Genomic DNA, 18556 nt, shown 5'->3' on the forward strand with positions numbered 1-18556 from the left:
TGGCGATGGGCGCTCTGCCCGCCTGAATCAGGAACAGGAGAAAAGATGAAAGCCGATTTCATTCGCTGGGCTTCCGTGGCCGTGGCAGCTATTGTTTTTGCCGGCGCGGCAAAGGCCGAGGATCGCGTGGTCCATGTCTACAACTGGTCGGATTATATCGACGAATCCATCCTTGAGGATTTCACCAAGGAAACCGGCATCAAGGTTGTCTACGACGTCTTCGATTCCAACGAGATTCTTGAGACCAAGCTCCTGGCTGGCGGCTCCGGCTACGACGTGGTGGTTCCCACCGGCCCGTTCCTTGCCCGCCAGATCCAGGCCGGCGTTTTCCAGAAGCTCGACAAGTCCAAGCTTCCGAACCTCTCGAACATGTGGCCGGCGGTCATGGACCGTCTGGCCAAGTATGACCCCGGCAACGAGTACGCCGTCAACTACATGTGGGGCACCACTGGCATCGGTTACAATATTGACAAGGTGAAGGCCGCTCTGGGTGACGTCAAGATCGACAGCCTCGACGTGCTGTTCAAACCGGAAAACGCCGAGAAGCTCAAGTCCTGCGGCATCAATATTCTTGACGCCTCCGACGAGACCTTCGCGATTGCGATGAACTATATCGGCAAGAACCCCGACAGCAAGGAGACGGCCGATCTCGAAGCCGGCGGCGACGTCTACATGAAGGTCCGGCCGTTCGTGAAGACCTTTAATTCCTCCTCCTATATCGACGATCTCGCCAATGGAGATATCTGCATCACCATCGGCTGGTCGGGCGACGTGCTGCAGGCCAAGGCCCGCGCAGAGGAAGCCAATAACGGCGTCAAGATCGATTACGTGATCCCGAAGGAAGGCACTTACATGTGGTTCGACAACCTGGCGATCCCTGCGGATGCCAAGAATGTCGATGAAGCCCATGCGTTCATCAACTATCTGATGAAGCCGGAAGTCATCGCCAAGGCATCGAACTACGTCCAGTATGCCAACGGCAACCTTGCTTCGCAGCAGTTCCTCGATGAATCCGTGTTCAAGAACCCGTCGGTCTATCCGGATGAAGAGACCACAAAGAAACTATTCACGATCTCGCCCTATGGGCCCAAGGAGCAGCGCGTGCTGAACCGGGTCTGGACGCAGATCAAGACGGGCAGCTGATTAGAAAAGACACTTTACCGGGCGGAATTTCCGCCCGGCTTTGTTTCAGCCCTAATTTCACTTTCTCAACATTGGGTCACGCGATGGCGAAATCTCTTGGACCGGTCAAACGCAAATTTTCTCCTTGGAACGACCCGCAGGCAAAGCCGTTCATCCGGTTCGAGAATGTCACGAAGCGCTTCGGCGATTTCACCGCCGTCAGCAACCTGACCCTCGACATCTATGAGCGCGAGTTCTTCTCGCTGCTTGGACCGTCCGGCTGTGGCAAGACCACGCTGATGCGCATGCTCGCAGGCTTCGAGGAGCCGACCGAAGGACACATCATCCTGCAAGGCAGGGACATTTCCGGTACGCCGCCCTACAAGCGCCCGACCAACATGATGTTCCAATCCTATGCGCTCTTCCCGCATATGAGCGTGGAGAAGAACATTGCCTTTGGCCTGGAACAGGACAATCTGCCGAAGGGCGATATCGAGGCGCGCGTTCAGGAAATGCTGAAGCTCGTCAAGCTGGAACAGTTCGCCAAGCGCAAGCCGAGCCAGCTTTCCGGCGGTCAGCGCCAGCGCGTGGCGCTCGCCCGTTCGCTCGCCAAGCGGCCGAAGGTGCTGCTGCTCGACGAGCCGCTCGGCGCGCTCGACAAGAAGCTGCGCGAGGAAACGCAGTTCGAACTGATGGACATCCAGCAGACGCTGGGCCTGACCTTCCTGATCGTGACCCACGACCAGGAGGAGGCGATGACGGTTTCCGATCGCATCGCCGTCATGGACAAGGGCGTCATCGTTCAGGTGGCGACCCCGGCCGAAATCTACGAGGCGCCGAACAGCCGCTACGTCGCCGACTTCATCGGTGACATCAATATCGTCGAGGGCAAGCTCGAGGCCGTCGAAAAGCGCGGGGAAGGCGACAGGGCGACGGTTATCTGCGAAGGCGGTTTCCGCGTGACGGTGGATCAGGCGTCCTGCGCGGCCGATCCCGGTACATCCGTGGCCTTCGCGGTTCGCCCGGAAAAGGTCCGCATCTCGACGGATGCGCCTTCCGATACGACGGTCAACGCGCTTCAGGGAGAAGTCTGGGATATCGGCTATCTCGGCGACTTCTCGGTCTTCATCGTCAAGCTCGCCGATGGCTCGACCTTCCGCGCCGCGCAGGCAAATGTTTCGCGTCTGGTGGACCGCCCGATCACCATCGACGACAAGGTATGGCTGACCTGGCCCGCGGAAGCGGGCCTCGTACTGACGCGTTGAGGAGGGGCCGATGAGCGACGCAACCGCAGCCCCGACGCCCCATTCCGCCCCGGCCCGCTGGCTGGTGGTGCTCATCCCCTATGCCTGGATGGCGCTGTTCTTCGTGGCGCCCTTCGCGATTATCGTGAAGATCTCGCTGTCCGACACGGCGATCGCCATGCCGCCTTACGTTCCCTTGTTTCAGGGGTTCGACAAGATCGGCGATTTCTTCTCGCAACTCGATTTCGAGAATTACCTCTTCCTGACCGAAGACCCGTTATATTACAGCGCCTATCTGTCGTCGCTCAGGATCGCCTTGATCTCGACCGTGTTGCTTTTGATCATCGGCTATCCCATGGCGCTTGCCATGGCGCGCGCGCCGCTGGCGATCCGCCCGACATTGCTGATGATGGTCATCCTGCCGTTCTGGACCTCGTTCCTGATCCGCGTCTACGCCTGGATCGGTATCCTGAAGCCGGAAGGGCTGCTGACGTTGCTGCTCCAGTCAGTCGGCATCTTTGGACCGGACCAGCAGGTTCAGATCTTCCGCACAGAGACCGCAGTCTTCATCGGCATTGTCTATTCCTATCTGCCCTTCATGGTGCTGCCGCTCTATTCGGCGCTGGAAAAGCTCGACGGAACACTGCTGGAGGCGGCAAGCGACCTCGGCTGCCCGCCATGGAAAGCCTTCTGGCGCATCACCTTCCCCCTCTCCATTCCGGGCGTGATCGCAGGCGCAATGATCTGCTTCATTCCGATTACCGGCGAATTCGTCATCCCTGACCTGCTCGGCGGGCCGAACACGCTGATGATCGGCAAGACGCTCTGGACGGAATTCTTCGGAAACCGCGACTGGCCGCTTGCCTCCGCAGTTGCGGTGGTGCTGCTCCTCCTGCTGGTGGTGCCGATCATGATCTTCCAGAACCAGCAACAGAAGGCGTGAGGTGGAACGATGAAGCCTGGTAAGCTCGATTCGACCGTCCTGACGCTGGGATTTGCATTTCTCTATCTGCCGATCCTGATCCTGGTCGTCTACTCCTTCAACGATTCCAAGCTGGTGACCGTGTGGGGCGGGTTTTCGCTCAAGTGGTACTCCTCGCTCTGGTCGAACCAGGGGCTGCTCGATGCGGCCTGGGTGACCTTGCGCGTCGGTATCATGAGCGCCACGTTCGGCACGGTCCTCGGCACGCTCGCGGCGCTGACGCTGGTGCGGTTTGGCCGGTTTCCCGGACGCATGCTGTTTTCCGGCATGGTCTATGCGCCGCTGGTCATGCCGGAGGTCATCACCGGCCTGTCGCTGTTGCTGCTCTTCGTCGCAATGAACATCGACCGCAGCCTCATGACGGTGACGATCGCTCACACGACCTTCACCATGTGCTATGTCGCGATCGTCGTGCAGTCCCGCCTCCTGACCTTCGACATGAGCCTCGAGGAAGCGGCTCAGGACCTCGGCTGCCCGCCGGTCAAGACCTTCTTCAAGATCACCCTGCCGCTCATCATGCCGGCGGTGGTTTCTGGCTGGATGCTGGCCTTCACCCTGTCGCTCGACGACTTGGTGATCGCGAGCTTTACCACTGGCCCGGGGGCCACGACCCTGCCTATCAAGATCTACAGCCAAGTGCGCCTCGGGGTAACGCCGGAAATCAACGCCGTCTGTTCCATTCTGATCGGTCTGGTGACCACCGGGGTCATCTTCGCCTCGATCATGACCAAGAAGCAGGAACTTCAACGCCAGCGTGATGAGCATGAGGCCGCCCAGGCGGCGTGATGGGCTGAGAGTTTGCTGTTATGGCGCGGGGGTGGCCGGGACCCCCTCCGGCCGGGGAGCCTCCATCGGCAGGGAAACCGGCGAGATCACCGGATCCGGCCAGGAGCCGCCGATGAAGAAGCGGAGATGCGGAAACTCGTTTTCTCGGGCAGGATCGGAAGCCGTGAGATCGCCAGAGACAGCCAGCGCCCGGTCCTGATAGGGGATGAGGCCGGAAAGCGTGAGCGTCTCGTTCGGTCCGCTCAGGCGCGCCTTTTCGATTTCGGCGGAGCCGCCGGCGAAGCTGGCGGCGAATTCCAGTCGGTCATAGGGCAGACCCGATTCCCCGCTGGCAGCACTGAGCTGGTAATAGGCCTTCGTCGCCGCGAACTCGCGGAACTTCCGGCTGTCGACGGCCTGCAGAACACCGTTTTCCGTTGTGAACGATAGCTTGCCCGAGATTTCGGACAGATCGGTTGCCCAGAGCGGATCTTCCGTTTTCATCGACATGTCGACGGATCCGCGCCCGCGAGGCAGCGGTCCCTTCAGGCCCATCCGGTCGAGGACTGCGCCGAAATCGGCGTTGCGAACCGCAAGCGTCAGGCTGCCGCCACCCGAAAAATCGCCTTCGGCTCCGGTGTAGCTCGCCGTCAGGTCCCCGCCCTCGAAGGAGGCGTCGGCTATGTCGAACTTGGCCGTCTTGCCGGTCAGAAGAATGCTCGCGGCGACATCGCCAAGATCGAGGGGCGGCAGTGCTGCCTTGCTTGCGGAAAGCGTAAGGTCGAAATCCAGCCATTGGGTAAGGCGCGGCTGGCGTGCCTCTTCCGTCTCCTGTTCGCTCGGCAGATCTAGCGAGAAGGAGCTGAGCAGGTCGGCGATGTCGAGTTGGTCAAACGCGAGCGTGCCGCTGAGCAGGGGTTTGCCGTCTTTTGGGCGGGAGAGGCCGAGAATGCCGCTGCCGTGTGTATCATCCAAATTGAATTGCAGGCCCTCGAAGCGCAGTTCGTTATCAACGGTCGAAAGCTTTGCGCGGAGCGCGGCTGTCTTGAGCTTTTCGAGGCCGGCGATCCGGATGCCGCCCCACTCGAAGAGGGCGGGGACGTCCTTGAGGCTCATTGCCACGTCACCCGAGACGATGTTGCCGCCCCCGATGCCGGCGTTACCATCGAAGGATGATGAAAATGCAGCGCCGTCAAGTGCAACCGACATGGCTGCTTCCTTACCGCCGAACAGTAACAACGGCTGGGCGGACGAGAAATCGAGCTTGAACTGCCGGTTGGCAAAGGAGAGTGATGCCTCGGCTGTGAGCGCGCCGGAAAGACGTGGCCAGGAGATATCGGCCGTAATCCCGCTGAGCGTGTAATCCCGGGCGGAAGCGGCATCGTTAAGTCGAACGCTGCCGTTTTCCACCGTGATCGATCCGATCGGCGTATCGAGATCGCGGCCCAATGTCTGCCCGCCGTCGGTCTGATTGGCGACCCGTCGGACAGCGGCGGAAAGAAGGCCTTCGCTTGCCCAGTCAAGACGACCGTCCTTGTCGCGATCGACGAAGACCTCCGGCTTGACGAACCGGAACGAACTGAAGCGGGGGCTGCCCTTGATCGCCGAATAGAGGCCGAAGGAAGCCGAAAGCTTTTCCACCCGCCCGAGCACTTTCTGGCCGTTGTCGGTCCGCTTGCTGATGGTGACGGCGTTGAGGGTGACGCGGGGCTCGGGCCAGAACACGATTTCGGGCGTTCCCTCGATGGAAACCCGGTGTCCTGTCCACTGGGCAACTGCCCGCTCCATGGCCGAGCGTACGAGGCCGCTTGATATGAGGTAGGGTGCGGCCGCGCGCGAGATGACGAAGACAAGCAGGGCGGCGCTGAGCAGCACCAGCGCGATCCGCAACGCTCGCCGCGGCGGCAGCCGCCGCGAGACGGGCTTTTCCGGATCGGTGGTCATCGCCATTTCAACCCTGCCTGTGATCTTTGCCCGCCATGAACCGTTAGCCGGCATTGTCTCCCATGTCGTTGACGCCGGATATAGGAATTGCCGTTCTCTTGCAAATGGCGGGCGTTTTCCAACACTTTATATTGCGCTGCAAACTGCTATACCTTCGTGGTCTTGTGAGGAGGAACGCATGCAAGAAGACAAGCCGCTCTGGGCGCCCTCGGACGCCTTCATCAGGCAGACGCCGATGTACCAGTTCATGCAATGGAGCGCCGAGCGGATCGGCCGCGAATTTGCCGATTACGACGATTTCCATGCCTGGTCGATCAAGGATCGCGCCGGCTTTTGGTCTGCCGTCTGGGACTATTGCAGCGTGAAGGGCGACAAGGGAGATGTCGTCCTGGAAAACGGCGACATCATGCTGGAAGCGCGCTTCTTTCCGAAGGCAAAACTGAATTTCGCCGAAAACTTGCTTTCGGGTTCCGGCGATGGCGACGCCATTATCTTTCGAGGCGAGGACAAGGCCGAGGACCGCTGGTCCTGGGATCGCCTCACGAGCGCAGTGTCGCGCCTGCAACAGGCCTTCAGGGCGCGTGGTATCGGCGAGGGCGACCGCATTGCCGCGATGATGCCGAACATGCCTGAAACGGTGGCTTTGATGCTGGCGGCCGCCTCGCTCGGCGCGATATGGTCGTCCTGTTCTCCGGATTTCGGCGAGCAGGGCGTTCTCGACCGCTTCGGGCAGATCGAGCCCAAGCTCTTTATCGCCGTGGATGGCTACTGGTATAATGGTAAAAAGCAGGATGTCGCCGAAAAGGTGAAGGCGGTCTCGGCTAAACTTGGGTCGCCGCTGGTGGTCGTGACCTACGCCGGTGACGCCGAGGCGCTTGCGGCGGCCGTTCCCGGTGCCAGTACGCTCGCCAATCTGGTCGCGCCTTACGAGGCGAAGGCTATCGAATTCGTGCCGCTGCCGTTCTCGCATCCGCTCTATATCCTGTTTTCCTCCGGCACGACCGGCGTGCCGAAATGCATCGTCCATTCCGCGGGCGGAACGCTGCTGCAGCACCTCAAGGAACATCGCTTCCATTGCGGTCTGCAGGAAGCTGAGAAGCTTTTCTATTTCACCACCTGCGGCTGGATGATGTGGAACTGGCTGGTTTCCGGCCTCGCATCCGGCGCCACGCTCTGCCTCTATGACGGTTCACCCTTCCATCCGGACGGCAATATCCTGTTCAATTATGCCGAGGAGGAGCGGTTCGCGATCTTCGGGACCTCGGCGAAGTTCATCGACGCGGTCCGCAAGGGTGGGCTGACGCCGAAGACGACGCACGACCTTTCCAGCCTGCGCCTCATCACCTCGACCGGTTCGCCGCTGTCGCCGGAAGGCTTCACCTTCGTCTACGAGGGCATCAAGGCAGACGTCCATCTCGCCTCGATTTCCGGTGGAACGGATATCGTCTCCTGCTTCGTGCTCGGCAATCCCGTGAAGCCGGTCTGGCGTGGAGAAATCCAGGGGCCGGGCCTCGGCCTTGCCGTCGATGTCTGGGATGACGAGGGCCATCCCGTGCGCGAAGAGAAGGGCGAGCTGGTCTGCACTAAGGCCTTCCCGTCGATGCCGGTGATGTTCTGGAACGACCCGGACGGCGCGAAATACCGCGCCGCTTACTTCGAGCGTTTTGACAACATCTGGTGCCACGGCGACTTTGCTGAATGGACCGCTCATGGTGGCCTGATCATTCACGGCCGTTCGGATGCGACGCTCAATCCGGGCGGGGTGCGTATCGGCACGGCCGAGATCTACAATCAGGTCGAGCAGATGGAAGAAGTGCTGGAAGCGCTTTGCATCGGGCAGGAATGGGATGACGACGTGCGCGTGGTGCTCTTCGTCCGCCTCGCTGCCGGACGGAGTCTCGATGATGCACTGGAAAAGGCGATCAAGACGCGCATCCGTGTCGGGGCATCGCCCCGGCATGTGCCGGCAAAGGTGATCGTCGTCGCGGATATCCCGCGCACCAAATCCGGCAAGATCGTCGAACTGGCCGTGCGCGAGGTGGTGCATGGCCGGCCCGTGAAGAACAAGGAAGCGCTTGCCAATCCGGAAGCGCTGGAACTGTTTGCCGGCCTCGCCGATCTGCAGTCCTAGGTTGTTTTCCAGAGGGGAGGCGATGCGCCCCTCCCCATTTTTCGGGATGACGCCCAGCGGCCATGGTAACGACTTGTTAATTGCCGTTTGTCATACCTAAGGGCAACTTGGGTGCACACGATGAGCGTGTGATGGCGAACCTCCGGTTCCGATAAGACATGATGTTGTGATCGACTCGACTCCAGTTGAACAGCATATCTTCAGGGCGGCATTAGCCGCCCTTTTTTCTTGCCCGGATTGTCTGGGGATGGCTGTCAGTGCTGTTTGTTGAGCGAGCGCGAGACCATGATGACCGGTATCAGGCCGGCAACAATGATGATGATCGCCGCAACCGAGGAGTCCTGCACCTTCGAGCGCGAGGCATCCTCGTAGACGAGGGTCGCGAGCGTATTGAAGTTGAAGGGACGCAGCAGGATCGTTGCCGACAATTCCTTCAATGACTCGATGAAGACCAGCAGCGCCGCGGTCAGCACCGCCGGCCGCATGTTCGGCAGCAATACCTCGCGGAAGGTCTGGAAACCGTTTCTCCCAAGCGTGCGCGAAGCCATGTCGAGATGGGGTGAGAGCTTCTGGAAACCGGCATCGATGTTGCCTTCGGCCATGGTGAGGAAGCGCACGGTGGCGGCATAGACGATGGCAAAGCCCGTACCGGTGAGAAGAAGCCCGGTCGAAATCCCGAAATTCGAACGCATCGCACCGTCGACCAGATTATCAAGTCTCGCCAAGGGCATGAGCACGCCGATACCGAGCACCGTGCCCGGAATGCCGTAGCCGAGCGAGGCCACACGGCTTGCGACCGTGGTTGCGGGCGAGCGATGCGCGCGGGCGGCATAAGCGAGCACGAAGGCGAGGAGGACGGTCGCGATCGCGGCGGAGGACGAGATCATTACCGAATGGCCGAGCGCCTTCAGGAGGCGTGGCTGCGCAAAGTTCTCCAGCCGGCGCAGGGCAAAGCCCGCAAGCACGGCGAAAGGAATGGCAAAGCCCACCAGAACAGGCAGAAGGCAGAAGAGGGTCGCCCCCCATTTACGGAAACCCTTCAGCTTCAGCCGCACCGCATCGGAAACGACGGAGGTCGTCTTGTGAGTGGAAAAACGCTGCTGGCGTCGCGCCCAGCGTTCGAGCGCCAAGAGGCCGACCACGAAGACCAGCATGATGCAGGCGATCTGCGCCGCACCCGAAAGGCTGCCGCGATTGAGCCAGGTATCGTAGATCGAGAAGGTCAGTGTGTTGACGCCGAGATACTCGACTGCACCGATGTCGTTCAGCGTTTCCATCATCACCAGCGTCAGTCCGACCATGATCGCAGGTCGTGCCATCGGGATCTGAACCTTCGCGAACACCCGGAACGGGCTGGCACCAAGAGTGCGGGCGACGTCGGCTGCCGTGCGCCCCTGCATCATGAACATCGAGCGGCAGGAAAGGTACACGTAAGGGTAGAGTACTGCGGACATCACCAGAACGCCGCCGCCGAGCGAGCGGATGTCAGGAAAGCTGTAGTCCCGGGCGGAATGAAAGCCGAAAAGCGCGCGGTAGGCGCTTTGAACGGGGCCGGTGAAATCGAGGAATTCGCCGAAGGCATAGGCCGCGAGATAGGACGGCATGGCCAGCGGCAGCACGAGGGCGGAGGAAAGGACACGGCGAAACGGAAATTCGCAGGTCGCCACCAGCCATGCGCTGACGATGCCGACGATGGCGGTCACGGCACCTGTCGCGGCGAGCAGCCAGAGTGTGCGCAGGCCTGCCCGCGGCACCACGTTCGTCAGCATGTGCCCCCAGTTGCCGCCATCTCCTGTAAATCCGATCACGAATATGGCGACGATCGGCATCGCCACCAGCATCGAGATGACGATCGCTGCGAGCGCGATGACGCTCTGCCTCCTCTGCACGGGAGAGATTTCAGCATGCGGTATTGCGGGCGCATCCGTGGACAAGTCGGGCGTCTCCGGTCTGGTTGCAATTGTAGGACGGCGGGAAGGCGAAGTCCTTGATCGATGGTCTATCGGAAACCGGACCCGAAGGAAACCTGTCCTCAACAGGAGGCGGCCTTATCAAAGGGGCCCTCGCCATCAAGGCGCCTGAGAGGAGTCGATAGCCTTGTCTTGTTCGAAAAACATATATATGCATCATGCATATTTATAACGTTTGGTGGGTGAGTGAGAGCTGGCCACATGGATGAGATGGCTTGGGTCGCCGAAACTGCTGTTGCAAGCATGGCGCAGAATTTTGATCCGGACGGACGCATCGTGTTCGATGACGGGCCGTTTTCCGGTTTCATCGAGCGTATTCCGGTACGGTCGGGCATTGCACTCTATCGTGTCGAAGGCGTGTCGTCCCATGCATGGAGGCTCACCGCACAGGGGGATGCGCCCGCCGGCAATCTCGTATTCGGCGCTATGCTGGATGGCGCCGGCGCGATCGAGGCTAAGGGTAATGCGCGGCAGAACTGGAAGTGCGGCGGTCGCTCTTTCGTGCTCAGTCTCGCCGAGCGCGAGATCACCTATCATATCGAGGCGGGCAAGCAGTGGCGGGCTGTGACCTTGTTGCTGGAGCCGGCAGCACTGGATGCCCTGGCGGAACAGAACGGACTGCCGCCATTGGTGCGGGCCGCGCTGGACGATGGACAATTGCCCATCCTGCACATGTTCGAACTCAACCGCGCCGTGATGCGCGCCGCCCATGACCTTTTGCAGCCGCCATACCGGGGCAACATGGCCATGCTCTGGCGGGAGAGCAAGGTGCTGGAATTGCTGACCCACCAGTTCGACCACCTCGCCGAAAGCCCCGCTTCACCGCCGCCCATCACGCCGCGCGACCTTGCCCGCGTGCGGGAGGCGCATGACCTTCTGATGGCGGATCTTCGCACCCCGCCGAGTCTTGACGAGCTTGCTGCGCTGGTGCGGCTTGCTCCCCGCCGGCTCAATCAGGGTTTCCGTCATGTCTACGGCATGACGGTTTTCGAGGCGCTTCTGGATGCCCGCATGAAGACAGCCCACAAGATGATCTGCGAGAAGCGGGATATCCCGCTCAAGCATCTGGCATGGATGGTGGGCTACAATCAGCTGTCGAATTTCATCAGTGCCTATCGCCGTCGCTTCGGCGTTCCGCCGGGCCAGCATCGCCGGGAAAGCGAAGCGGGCTGAGGCTCCAAGTATAGTGCAGAACAGTTTCGAGCCGTCCCTGTATCGCAGGGGCGGTTTAGCCGTTTCGCATGTATTTTTACCATCCGGACAAAAAGTTATGCGCCGCTGCAATTGGTTATGCGCGCGTGTCCGTCGCGTTGATCATCTCCGTTGCCTGCGGGCAATAGGACGCAAGGCCGAAAGGTCATCACAAAGCGTTGGGAGACTGGAGCATGACGTTGAAGCGGACAACCGAAAAGGGACATGGTGGGGCAAGGAAGTTCCGGCTCGCGCTGATCGCCCTCATGGGGTCGACAGCATTGATGACGCCATCGCCTGTTCATGCCGAGTTTCGTAATCTTGGAGACGCGACGCCGGATACGCTCTGGTATCAGGCCAATGGTGTGAGCGGGAACGGAAGGTTCGTCGTCGGTGAAGGCTTCGATACAGATAACGAAGATAACCAATACAGCTTCCTCTACGACATGAGCACCGGCACGACCTACAACATCGGCCAAATGGTGCCGTCCGCTCCAACGATCGTCTTCGATGTCTCGAACGCCGGCGCGGTCGTCGGCGCCGCCAATATGGCTGACTCGACCATCCGAAACGCATTTCGCTGGACGCTGGATGGGGGCTTTGAGAATCTCGGCTCCTTTGATGGTGTGAGTACCGCGGTAGACTCCATTGCCACCGCGATCTCCGATGACGGAAGGCGCGTTGCAGGATATTCCTACAGCAGTGACAGTCCCTGGCTGCCTCGCGCCTTCGTATGGGTGGAGGGCGCGACCACGGGTGTCATCGATAACCGACAGATGCATGTGCTTGCCTCGCTGACGCCGACGGGGCGTTCCATGGCCGAGGCGATTAGCGGGGATGGCCTCTTCGCGGCCGGAATGAGCAATGTCGCGAGCGGCAACTACCACGCTGTTCGCTGGGACATGCGAAACATCACCTCGAACTACATTTCGGCGGTACAGGATCTTGGAACGCTGGGCGGCAGCGAATCGATGGCCAATGGCATCAGTCGCGATGGTCGCGTCGTCATCGGTTGGTCCGGGCATGCGGGACCTTACGGCATTCATGCTTTCCGGTGGGAAGAGGGCGGCACGCGTGGCGGCGTGGCAAATCCCCAGATGGAGGATCTCGGAACCCTCGGCGGCGAATCCAGCGAAGCCCTTGCCGTGAATGCCGATGGCAGCATCGTCGTGGGAAGGTCTGACGACGACGATACCTATGACGACCGTGCCTTCCGCTGGACGCGTGAGACCGGCATGATCAAGGTTTCCGATTGGCTGGCGCAGAGCGGAGTCGATATCGGTGACGTGGTGCTGAAATCGGCAACGGGCGTGTCGGACGACGGCGGTGTCATCGTCGGTCGCATGGAGGATCCGGAAAGCGAGGGCGGCGAAACCGCCTTCATCGCCCGGGTAGCGGTGCCGGATCCCGATCCTGATCCCGGCCACAATCCCGGTCCCACGCCGCCGCCCGGCATCATGAACGTCAGCGAATACAACCGGACCCTCTACGACGCGGGCTATGCCGGCTGGGCCGGGCGCATGGTCGCCAATGTGCCGCTGACCGGCGCCCATCACCGGCCGATGATGAACTATCCGACGCAGGCGAACGGTGTCTGCGGCTGGACGAACGGCGACATCGCCCATTACGACGATGGCCGCAACACCGGCGTCTCCCTGGCGGAAGCTGGCCTTTGTGGCGATTTGCTCGACGGAACCATGCGCATTGGGCTCGGCGGTGGCGTGCTGCATTCGCAGCAGGATCTGATGAACAATGGCGATGCCGATCTCGATGGGCAGTACGCTATCGGCGAGTTGAACTGGCATCCGGAAGGCGTGCCTGTCCTTTTCTCGGCAACGGGCCTTTACGGCGGCTGGGATGCCGATATTCACCGCGGCTATTCCAACGGCGCGGCCATGGCCTATTCGGATGGCGATACCGACATGCGCAGCGGGATCCTGCGTTTGCGCGCCGACTGGCAGAATGCGTTCAGCCTCGGTTCCACCGGCTTCTCGCCCTACCTCGCCTATACCTGGGGCAGGACAACGGTCGATGCCTATACCGAAACGGGTGGTCCTTTCCCAAGCCGCTTCGACGAGCAGGTCGTCACCACCAGCGAGATCCGCCTTGGCCTTGCCTCCAGCACTGAACTGACATCGGCGATCACCCTCAGGGGCTCGATGGAACTGGTGCATGCGACGGGCGATGCATCCCGGGCGAAGGGCCAGGTCGTGGGTCTCTACGGTTTCGACCTCGGCGGGGGCACCTTTGCTGAAACATGGGTTCGTGCCGGCGCGGATATCGACCTGAGGGTAACCGAAAACGCTGTGATTTCGCTGTCGGGCCATGCGGCGACGGAAGGCCTGGATGCGCAGATTTCGGGGGCTGCCCGCTTCCAGGTCCTGTTCTGATCCCCGCCCCGGGCGGGCGGGGCCTGCTTCCCTTGGCGCTTCCGGCCCGAAGCTGTCGTTTCGATTTCTGCAGAATCCTGTCTCATGAAGGAGGAAAGACATGCCTGCATTCATTCTTGCCATGCTGCTGCGATGCCTCGAATTTCGCAACACGCGCCGGTCGCGTATCCGGAGGCGGCCTTGAGAAGGTGCGTCGTCGTTCTTCTCCTGTCCTGCGTCGCCGGATGCAACCAGACGCAATCCGCCGGCGGCGATCCGGCGGCGATCAAGCCAGCGACCGTCAGTCAGCCCGCTGCCAAACAGGCTAAGTCCAAGCCGGCGGAAATGCCGCCCGCTTCAAAACAGATGGCGCATGCAGCCAACCCCGCAATGGGGCGCGAGGCCGATTGCGAGGCTGCGCTGAAACGCGAGATGAATTCCGCGATGGCGGGCAACATGCTCGGCATGGCTGGCGGGTTCGTCGGTTTCGGCGGGCGCGGCGGCGCCCTCGCTTCCCAGGTCGCATCCACGGCGGGCGGCATGATCGCTCAGAACCAACAGGCGAAGGCGCGAGAGGCGTTGGAACGGGATTGCTACGGACCTTCCGCGGCTGCCGATGCGGAGACATGGTGACCCGGCAAGCCGGAACATATTGCAACAGTTTCAAGCCGTCTGCGGAGGTGGTGGGGATAAGATAGCGGCGTAACCCACACTAATCACCCCGTAACGACGGCAAGAGTGGAGCGGCGGGCGCGAGCTTCCTCCCGGCTCAGGCGGTGCCCGCCGCTCCACATCCTTTCTGCGGAAAATCGGAGATCGCTGGCGGCGTATCCCCGCTCGCAGAACGCTGCGCATCGGGGAAAGGCGTTTCTCAATCGGCGAGAACCCGAGGCGAGGGGAAGGTTATCTCGACCAGGGTGCCCTCGTTCGGGGCCGAGGAAATCGAGAAATTCGCCCTGTTGGCGTCGACCATCGCCTTGGTGAGCGGCAGGCCGAGGCCGGTGCCATCGCCGCGATTGCGCGCGCCGGCCGAAACCTGCCGGAAGGGCTTCATCGCCTGTTCGAGTTCCGAGCGGGTCATGCCGATGCCGGTATCGCGAATACGAAGCGCAACGCTGCCGTTTGCCTCATAGGCCGTCGACACGATGATCTGTCCCCCGGACGGGGTGAAGCGGATGGCATTCGCGAGAATGTTGAGCACGATCTGCTTGATCGAACGCAGGTCGGCGACGACGTTCGGAACCGATTGCGACAGCGCCGTGCGGATGATCACCCGCTGGCTGTTGGCCTGCGGTTGGACGATCGCAACCGCCGCCGAAACCGTCTCGTTGAGGCCGACGGCGGTGAAGTCGAGATCCATCTCGCCCGCCTCGATCTTGGAGATGTCGAGGAGGTCGTTGACGATATCCAGCACATGGCGGCCGGAGCGGACGATGTCGTTGGCATATTCATTGTAGCGCGGATGGCCGACAGGTCCGAAATGCTCGTTGGCCATCATGTCGGCAAAGCCGATGATCGCGTTGAGCGGGGTGCGGATTTCGTGGCTGACGCGGGCCAGGAAGTCGGTCTTGTGGGCGCTCGCCGTCTCGGCGGCGCGCTTCGCGCTGCGCAGGTCTTCTTCCGTCCGCTTCCACTGGGTGATGTCGCGGATCACGGCGCAAAAGCCATTCGAACTCGTCAGGCGGCCGATGGTCATGAACAGCGGCAGGAAACCGCCCGATGCCTCGCGCCCGATGACCTCGCGACCATCGTTCAGCACGCTTGCCACGCCATGACCAGAAAGACCGCCGAGATAGTCGAGGATCGACTTCTGGCTCTCATGGGCAAAGAGCATGACGAAGGGTTTGCCGCGGGTCTCTTCCTCGTCGAAATTGAAGAGGGCGCTTGCCGCCCGGTTCATCGAGCGGATGACGCCGTCGGCGTCGATAATGACGACACCGTCTGTCGCGGTTTCAAGGATCGAGCGGAGTTCATCCACTTCGACCTGCAGGTGGGCGAGATGTTCGGCCGCCGCCTGCTGGGCTTGCGGTTCTTCGACGGTGGCCGTTTCGGCCAGCGCCCGGTTGCTTCCTCCAGAGACCGGCACCAGAGCCAGCATCAACGCGGAAGCGTCATCGAACTTCACGGACTGCAAGCGCGCGGTCACCGGAACGAGCGTATCGTCGGCCCGCACCACCACGATCTGGCCGGCCTCGGAGCCGGCCTGATCAAGGTCCTGCCGCTGGATCAGCGCGTCAATACCACCGGTTTCCTGCAATTCATCGAGCGAGGCGTAGCCGGTGAGGGCCAGAAACTCCGGATTGGCATGGATCAGCCGGTCGCCGACATGCACGAGCAGCGCCACCGGCATCAGGTCAATGATCTCGGCCGTCAGGCTGTTGTCGCGCTTCAGGCGAATGACCGAGGCTTCAGCTGAAACCGGTTGCGGCGCATTGGCCGTGGTCTCGGCCACGCGTGCAGAGACCACGGGCTCCGTTGCGGGTGTCGGCTGCATGCCAGCGGCCGACGAATTGCCTTCGGACGATTTGGTCTGTTTCTCGGCCCCAGCGATCCCCGTCTCGCCAGGAGGAGTGACGGGGCCCTCATCCCTGCGAAGCCTGAGCCCGAGCGGATCGAGCTTGCGGGCGATCTCTTCGAAGGCGGCCTTTTCACCAACCGTCAGGCCGTCGCGTTCGCGCATACGGCGTTCCTCGAGCTGGACCACCTTGTCGGAATGGCGCCGGCTCGGCGTTTCCGCAATCTGCAGCGCCGGCGGTTCATAAGCGGGCGTTCGGAAGACGGGGACTTCCTGAGCAGGAGCCTCGTGAGATGCTCCGGCGGTTTCCTCGACTGGCTCGGCGGAAACGTCTACGGACACGGGCGCGGTCGGTTCCGTTTCAAACGCCGTAGTTTCCGAAGCGGCCTCCTCGGGGATGGATATGGCCAGCTCGCCCTCCTGAGAGGCGCTCTCGGTTTCATGCGATACGTTTTCCGTCTCACGGTCTTCGGCATGCTCCAACGAGCTGTCTTCGTTGGCCGGCGCGGCGTCAATTTCGCCTGATGCCTCTGCCTCTGTTTCGACCGTATGGCCCGGCTCGAAGAAGGTCAGGCCGGTATGGTTCGGATCTTCGATCGCATCGGCAAAACGTACGATGCCGAAACCGCGAAAACCGTCGAAATCGCGGCTTCGGGTATAGGTCGGAAGGGCGGCCAGATCGACAGGCACCATAAGCGGCGTACCCTCGATCGGCCAGTGGATCGTCTTGCCGGACCAGGTGTCGCGCTTCTTCAGGAGTTCGGCGATCTTGCCGTCCGGATCGAGATTGAAGAGGGCCGCGAGATCGGTGAAGGCAACGCCGTTGATGTCGGCAGCCCGCGGACCGACCGCTTGGGCAAACTCGTCCGATACGTCGCAGAAGCGGCCGTCGGCATCGATCTTCCAGACGAAACGCACGGCACGCCGCGATGGCGAGAAGATAAAGCCTGTCTTCGTCGGCGCGGAGATCGGCCCGGCTGTGGCAGGTTCCGCAGGCGTCACCTTGTCTTCGGATGTTGTGGAGACGAGCTGTTCGGCAGCCGGTTCCGGCTCTTCCACTTCAGGCGTTGCCATGTTCTCGGGCTCGACAGTCTCCACGAGGGATGCAGAAACGTCCTGCGCCTCGTCGACAGGCTGGCTGTCGTCGTTCTCCACCGGTACCTCGGCCTCGGCCTGGAATTCGCTGGAGGCGTCGACGGCCTCTTCTGCCAGTTCCTCGGCGCTTTCCTCTATTTCCTCGATGTCGCCGAGAGCTTCGACCACGTCGGCAAATCCGCCCGGAGATGGGCGGGCATCCGTGGACGGCTGGATTTCTTCCGCAACCGGTTCAGCCTCGGTCACGACCTCCGGCACAGCATCGCTGACGGGCAGGGGCGCTTCCGGTGTTTCGGCGGAGACTTCGGGTTCGGCTTCATCGACTTCGAAGCCATCGGTTGGATCCATGGTGCCGAGAATGGTCTCGACCACGAAAAGCAGATGAAGGGCCGGATCGTCGGAAAGCTTGCCGATTGCCGCCGGCAGATAGCCGCGTCCCGTAGGTGTCGGCCGCTTGATGAGGTGGTGGGCGTCGGCGCCGACGAGATTGACCAGCATGCGGGCCGTATGCGGCGTGACGCCGAGATCGGTGAAATTTGCAGATGCCGCGACCACCGCACCATCGCCGTCGAGCACGGCCATATGAGTATCCGGATCATCGAAGCCGGCAAGCATGTCGATGGCGCGCTCGGCTGTCGTCGCGGTCTTCGCTGCAAGCGGCACTGCCAGCAGCACGACCGGTTCCCCCTTGCGCAGTTCCACCATCTCGACCGAGGCAGAAACCGGGACGCGCTGAAAACCGGATCCAACGCGCATAAGCAGCGGCCTGATGTCGCCAATCTTCGAAAGCTGCCGGGCGACGCCCTCGATTTGCCGGAAAGTCACGTCGCTGCGGTTCGGGCCGTCCTCGATGAAGTCATAGATGGAGGCGTTGCCGAAAAAGCGTGCGCCGACGCCATTGGCCCATAAAACCTTGTCCAGCGCGGGCGCGAACACCACCAGAGCCTCGCCCCGGGCGAAGCGGGCGCGGACACTCTCGTGAACTGCGACGTCGATGAACGGATACTGAGCGGGCATCGTGGGACCTGTATTAGCAATTGCCGGCATGCACTGCAAATTAACAGATTTTTAATACCTATGCGCGGGTCCGCGGTCCAGCAAGCACTCCTGATTTCGGGGAACAAGGTTAATCGCGGCGTGTACGAATTGTTACGCGGAAAAATTGAATGCTGCAACGCACAATTATATTGCAACGCACAATTCAAAGTGTTATATAAGAATTATCAAA

The 18556-nt window shown here is 61.4% G+C and carries 11 protein-coding genes; 8 read left to right on the top strand and 3 right to left on the bottom strand.

Features of this window, described 5'->3' with window-relative positions:
* The first annotated feature begins 45 nt into the window (after positions 1 to 45).
* The 4 genes from H4I99_RS00200 to H4I99_RS00215 all read left to right on the top strand — a co-directional run bounded on the left by H4I99_RS00200 (position 46) and on the right by H4I99_RS00215 (position 4134).
* Positions 46 to 1143 carry a polyamine ABC transporter substrate-binding protein gene (locus tag H4I99_RS00200; RefSeq protein ID WP_163903520.1) on the top strand — a complete coding sequence of 366 codons (1098 nt, stop codon included), beginning with the start codon at positions 46 to 48 and terminating at the stop codon, positions 1141 to 1143.
* Between the two features lie 83 nt (positions 1144 to 1226).
* Entirely contained in the window at positions 1227 to 2387 is a 1161-nt protein-coding gene (locus tag H4I99_RS00205) for an ABC transporter ATP-binding protein (RefSeq protein WP_163903522.1), read from the top strand.
* Positions 2388 to 2397: 10 nt separating this feature from the next.
* Positions 2398 to 3309: an ABC transporter permease subunit gene (locus H4I99_RS00210; protein WP_163903524.1), complete on the top strand. Its 912-nt coding sequence runs from the start codon at positions 2398 to 2400 to the stop codon at positions 3307 to 3309.
* Between the two features lie 9 nt (positions 3310 to 3318).
* On the top strand, positions 3319 to 4134 hold the full coding sequence (locus tag H4I99_RS00215) for an ABC transporter permease (protein WP_163903526.1): 816 nt from the start codon (positions 3319 to 3321) through the stop codon (positions 4132 to 4134).
* Between the two features lie 18 nt (positions 4135 to 4152).
* Here H4I99_RS00215 and H4I99_RS00220 read toward each other — a convergent pair whose 3' ends face one another.
* Entirely contained in the window at positions 4153 to 6063 is a 1911-nt protein-coding gene (locus H4I99_RS00220) for an AsmA family protein (protein ID WP_163903528.1), read from the bottom strand.
* A 172-nt stretch (positions 6064 to 6235) separates the two neighbouring features.
* Between H4I99_RS00220 and H4I99_RS00225 the strand changes: the two genes are divergently transcribed.
* Positions 6236 to 8188 (top strand): acetoacetate--CoA ligase, encoded by a 1953-nt coding sequence (locus tag H4I99_RS00225; protein WP_163903531.1) that lies wholly within the window; start codon positions 6236 to 6238, stop codon positions 8186 to 8188.
* 254 nt (positions 8189 to 8442) lie between these two features.
* Here H4I99_RS00225 and H4I99_RS00230 read toward each other — a convergent pair whose 3' ends face one another.
* Positions 8443 to 10029 (bottom strand): ABC transporter permease, encoded by a 1587-nt coding sequence (locus H4I99_RS00230; protein WP_163906084.1) that lies wholly within the window; start codon positions 10027 to 10029, stop codon positions 8443 to 8445.
* A gap of 330 nt (positions 10030 to 10359) precedes the next feature.
* On the opposite strand from H4I99_RS00230, the gene H4I99_RS00235 reads away from it, so the two are divergent.
* From H4I99_RS00235 to H4I99_RS00245, 3 genes are all read left to right on the top strand, one after another.
* On the top strand, positions 10360 to 11331 hold the full coding sequence (locus H4I99_RS00235; protein ID WP_163903533.1) for a helix-turn-helix transcriptional regulator: 972 nt from the start codon (positions 10360 to 10362) through the stop codon (positions 11329 to 11331).
* 212 nt (positions 11332 to 11543) lie between these two features.
* Positions 11544 to 13739 (top strand): autotransporter domain-containing protein, encoded by a 2196-nt coding sequence (locus H4I99_RS00240; protein WP_163903535.1) that lies wholly within the window; start codon positions 11544 to 11546, stop codon positions 13737 to 13739.
* A 180-nt stretch (positions 13740 to 13919) separates the two neighbouring features.
* Positions 13920 to 14351, top strand: coding sequence for a hypothetical protein (locus H4I99_RS00245; RefSeq protein WP_163903537.1), 432 nt, complete (start codon positions 13920 to 13922; stop codon positions 14349 to 14351).
* Positions 14352 to 14589: 238 nt separating this feature from the next.
* Here H4I99_RS00245 and H4I99_RS00250 read toward each other — a convergent pair whose 3' ends face one another.
* Positions 14590 to 18345, bottom strand: a complete 3756-nt coding sequence (locus H4I99_RS00250) for a PAS domain-containing sensor histidine kinase (RefSeq protein WP_163903538.1) — start codon at positions 18343 to 18345, stop codon at positions 14590 to 14592.
* Between the last annotated feature and the right edge of the window lie 211 nt (positions 18346 to 18556).

This window comes from Paenirhizobium daejeonense (genome assembly GCF_014280875.1).
GTDB classification, from domain to species: domain Bacteria; phylum Pseudomonadota; class Alphaproteobacteria; order Rhizobiales; family Rhizobiaceae; genus Allorhizobium; species Allorhizobium daejeonense.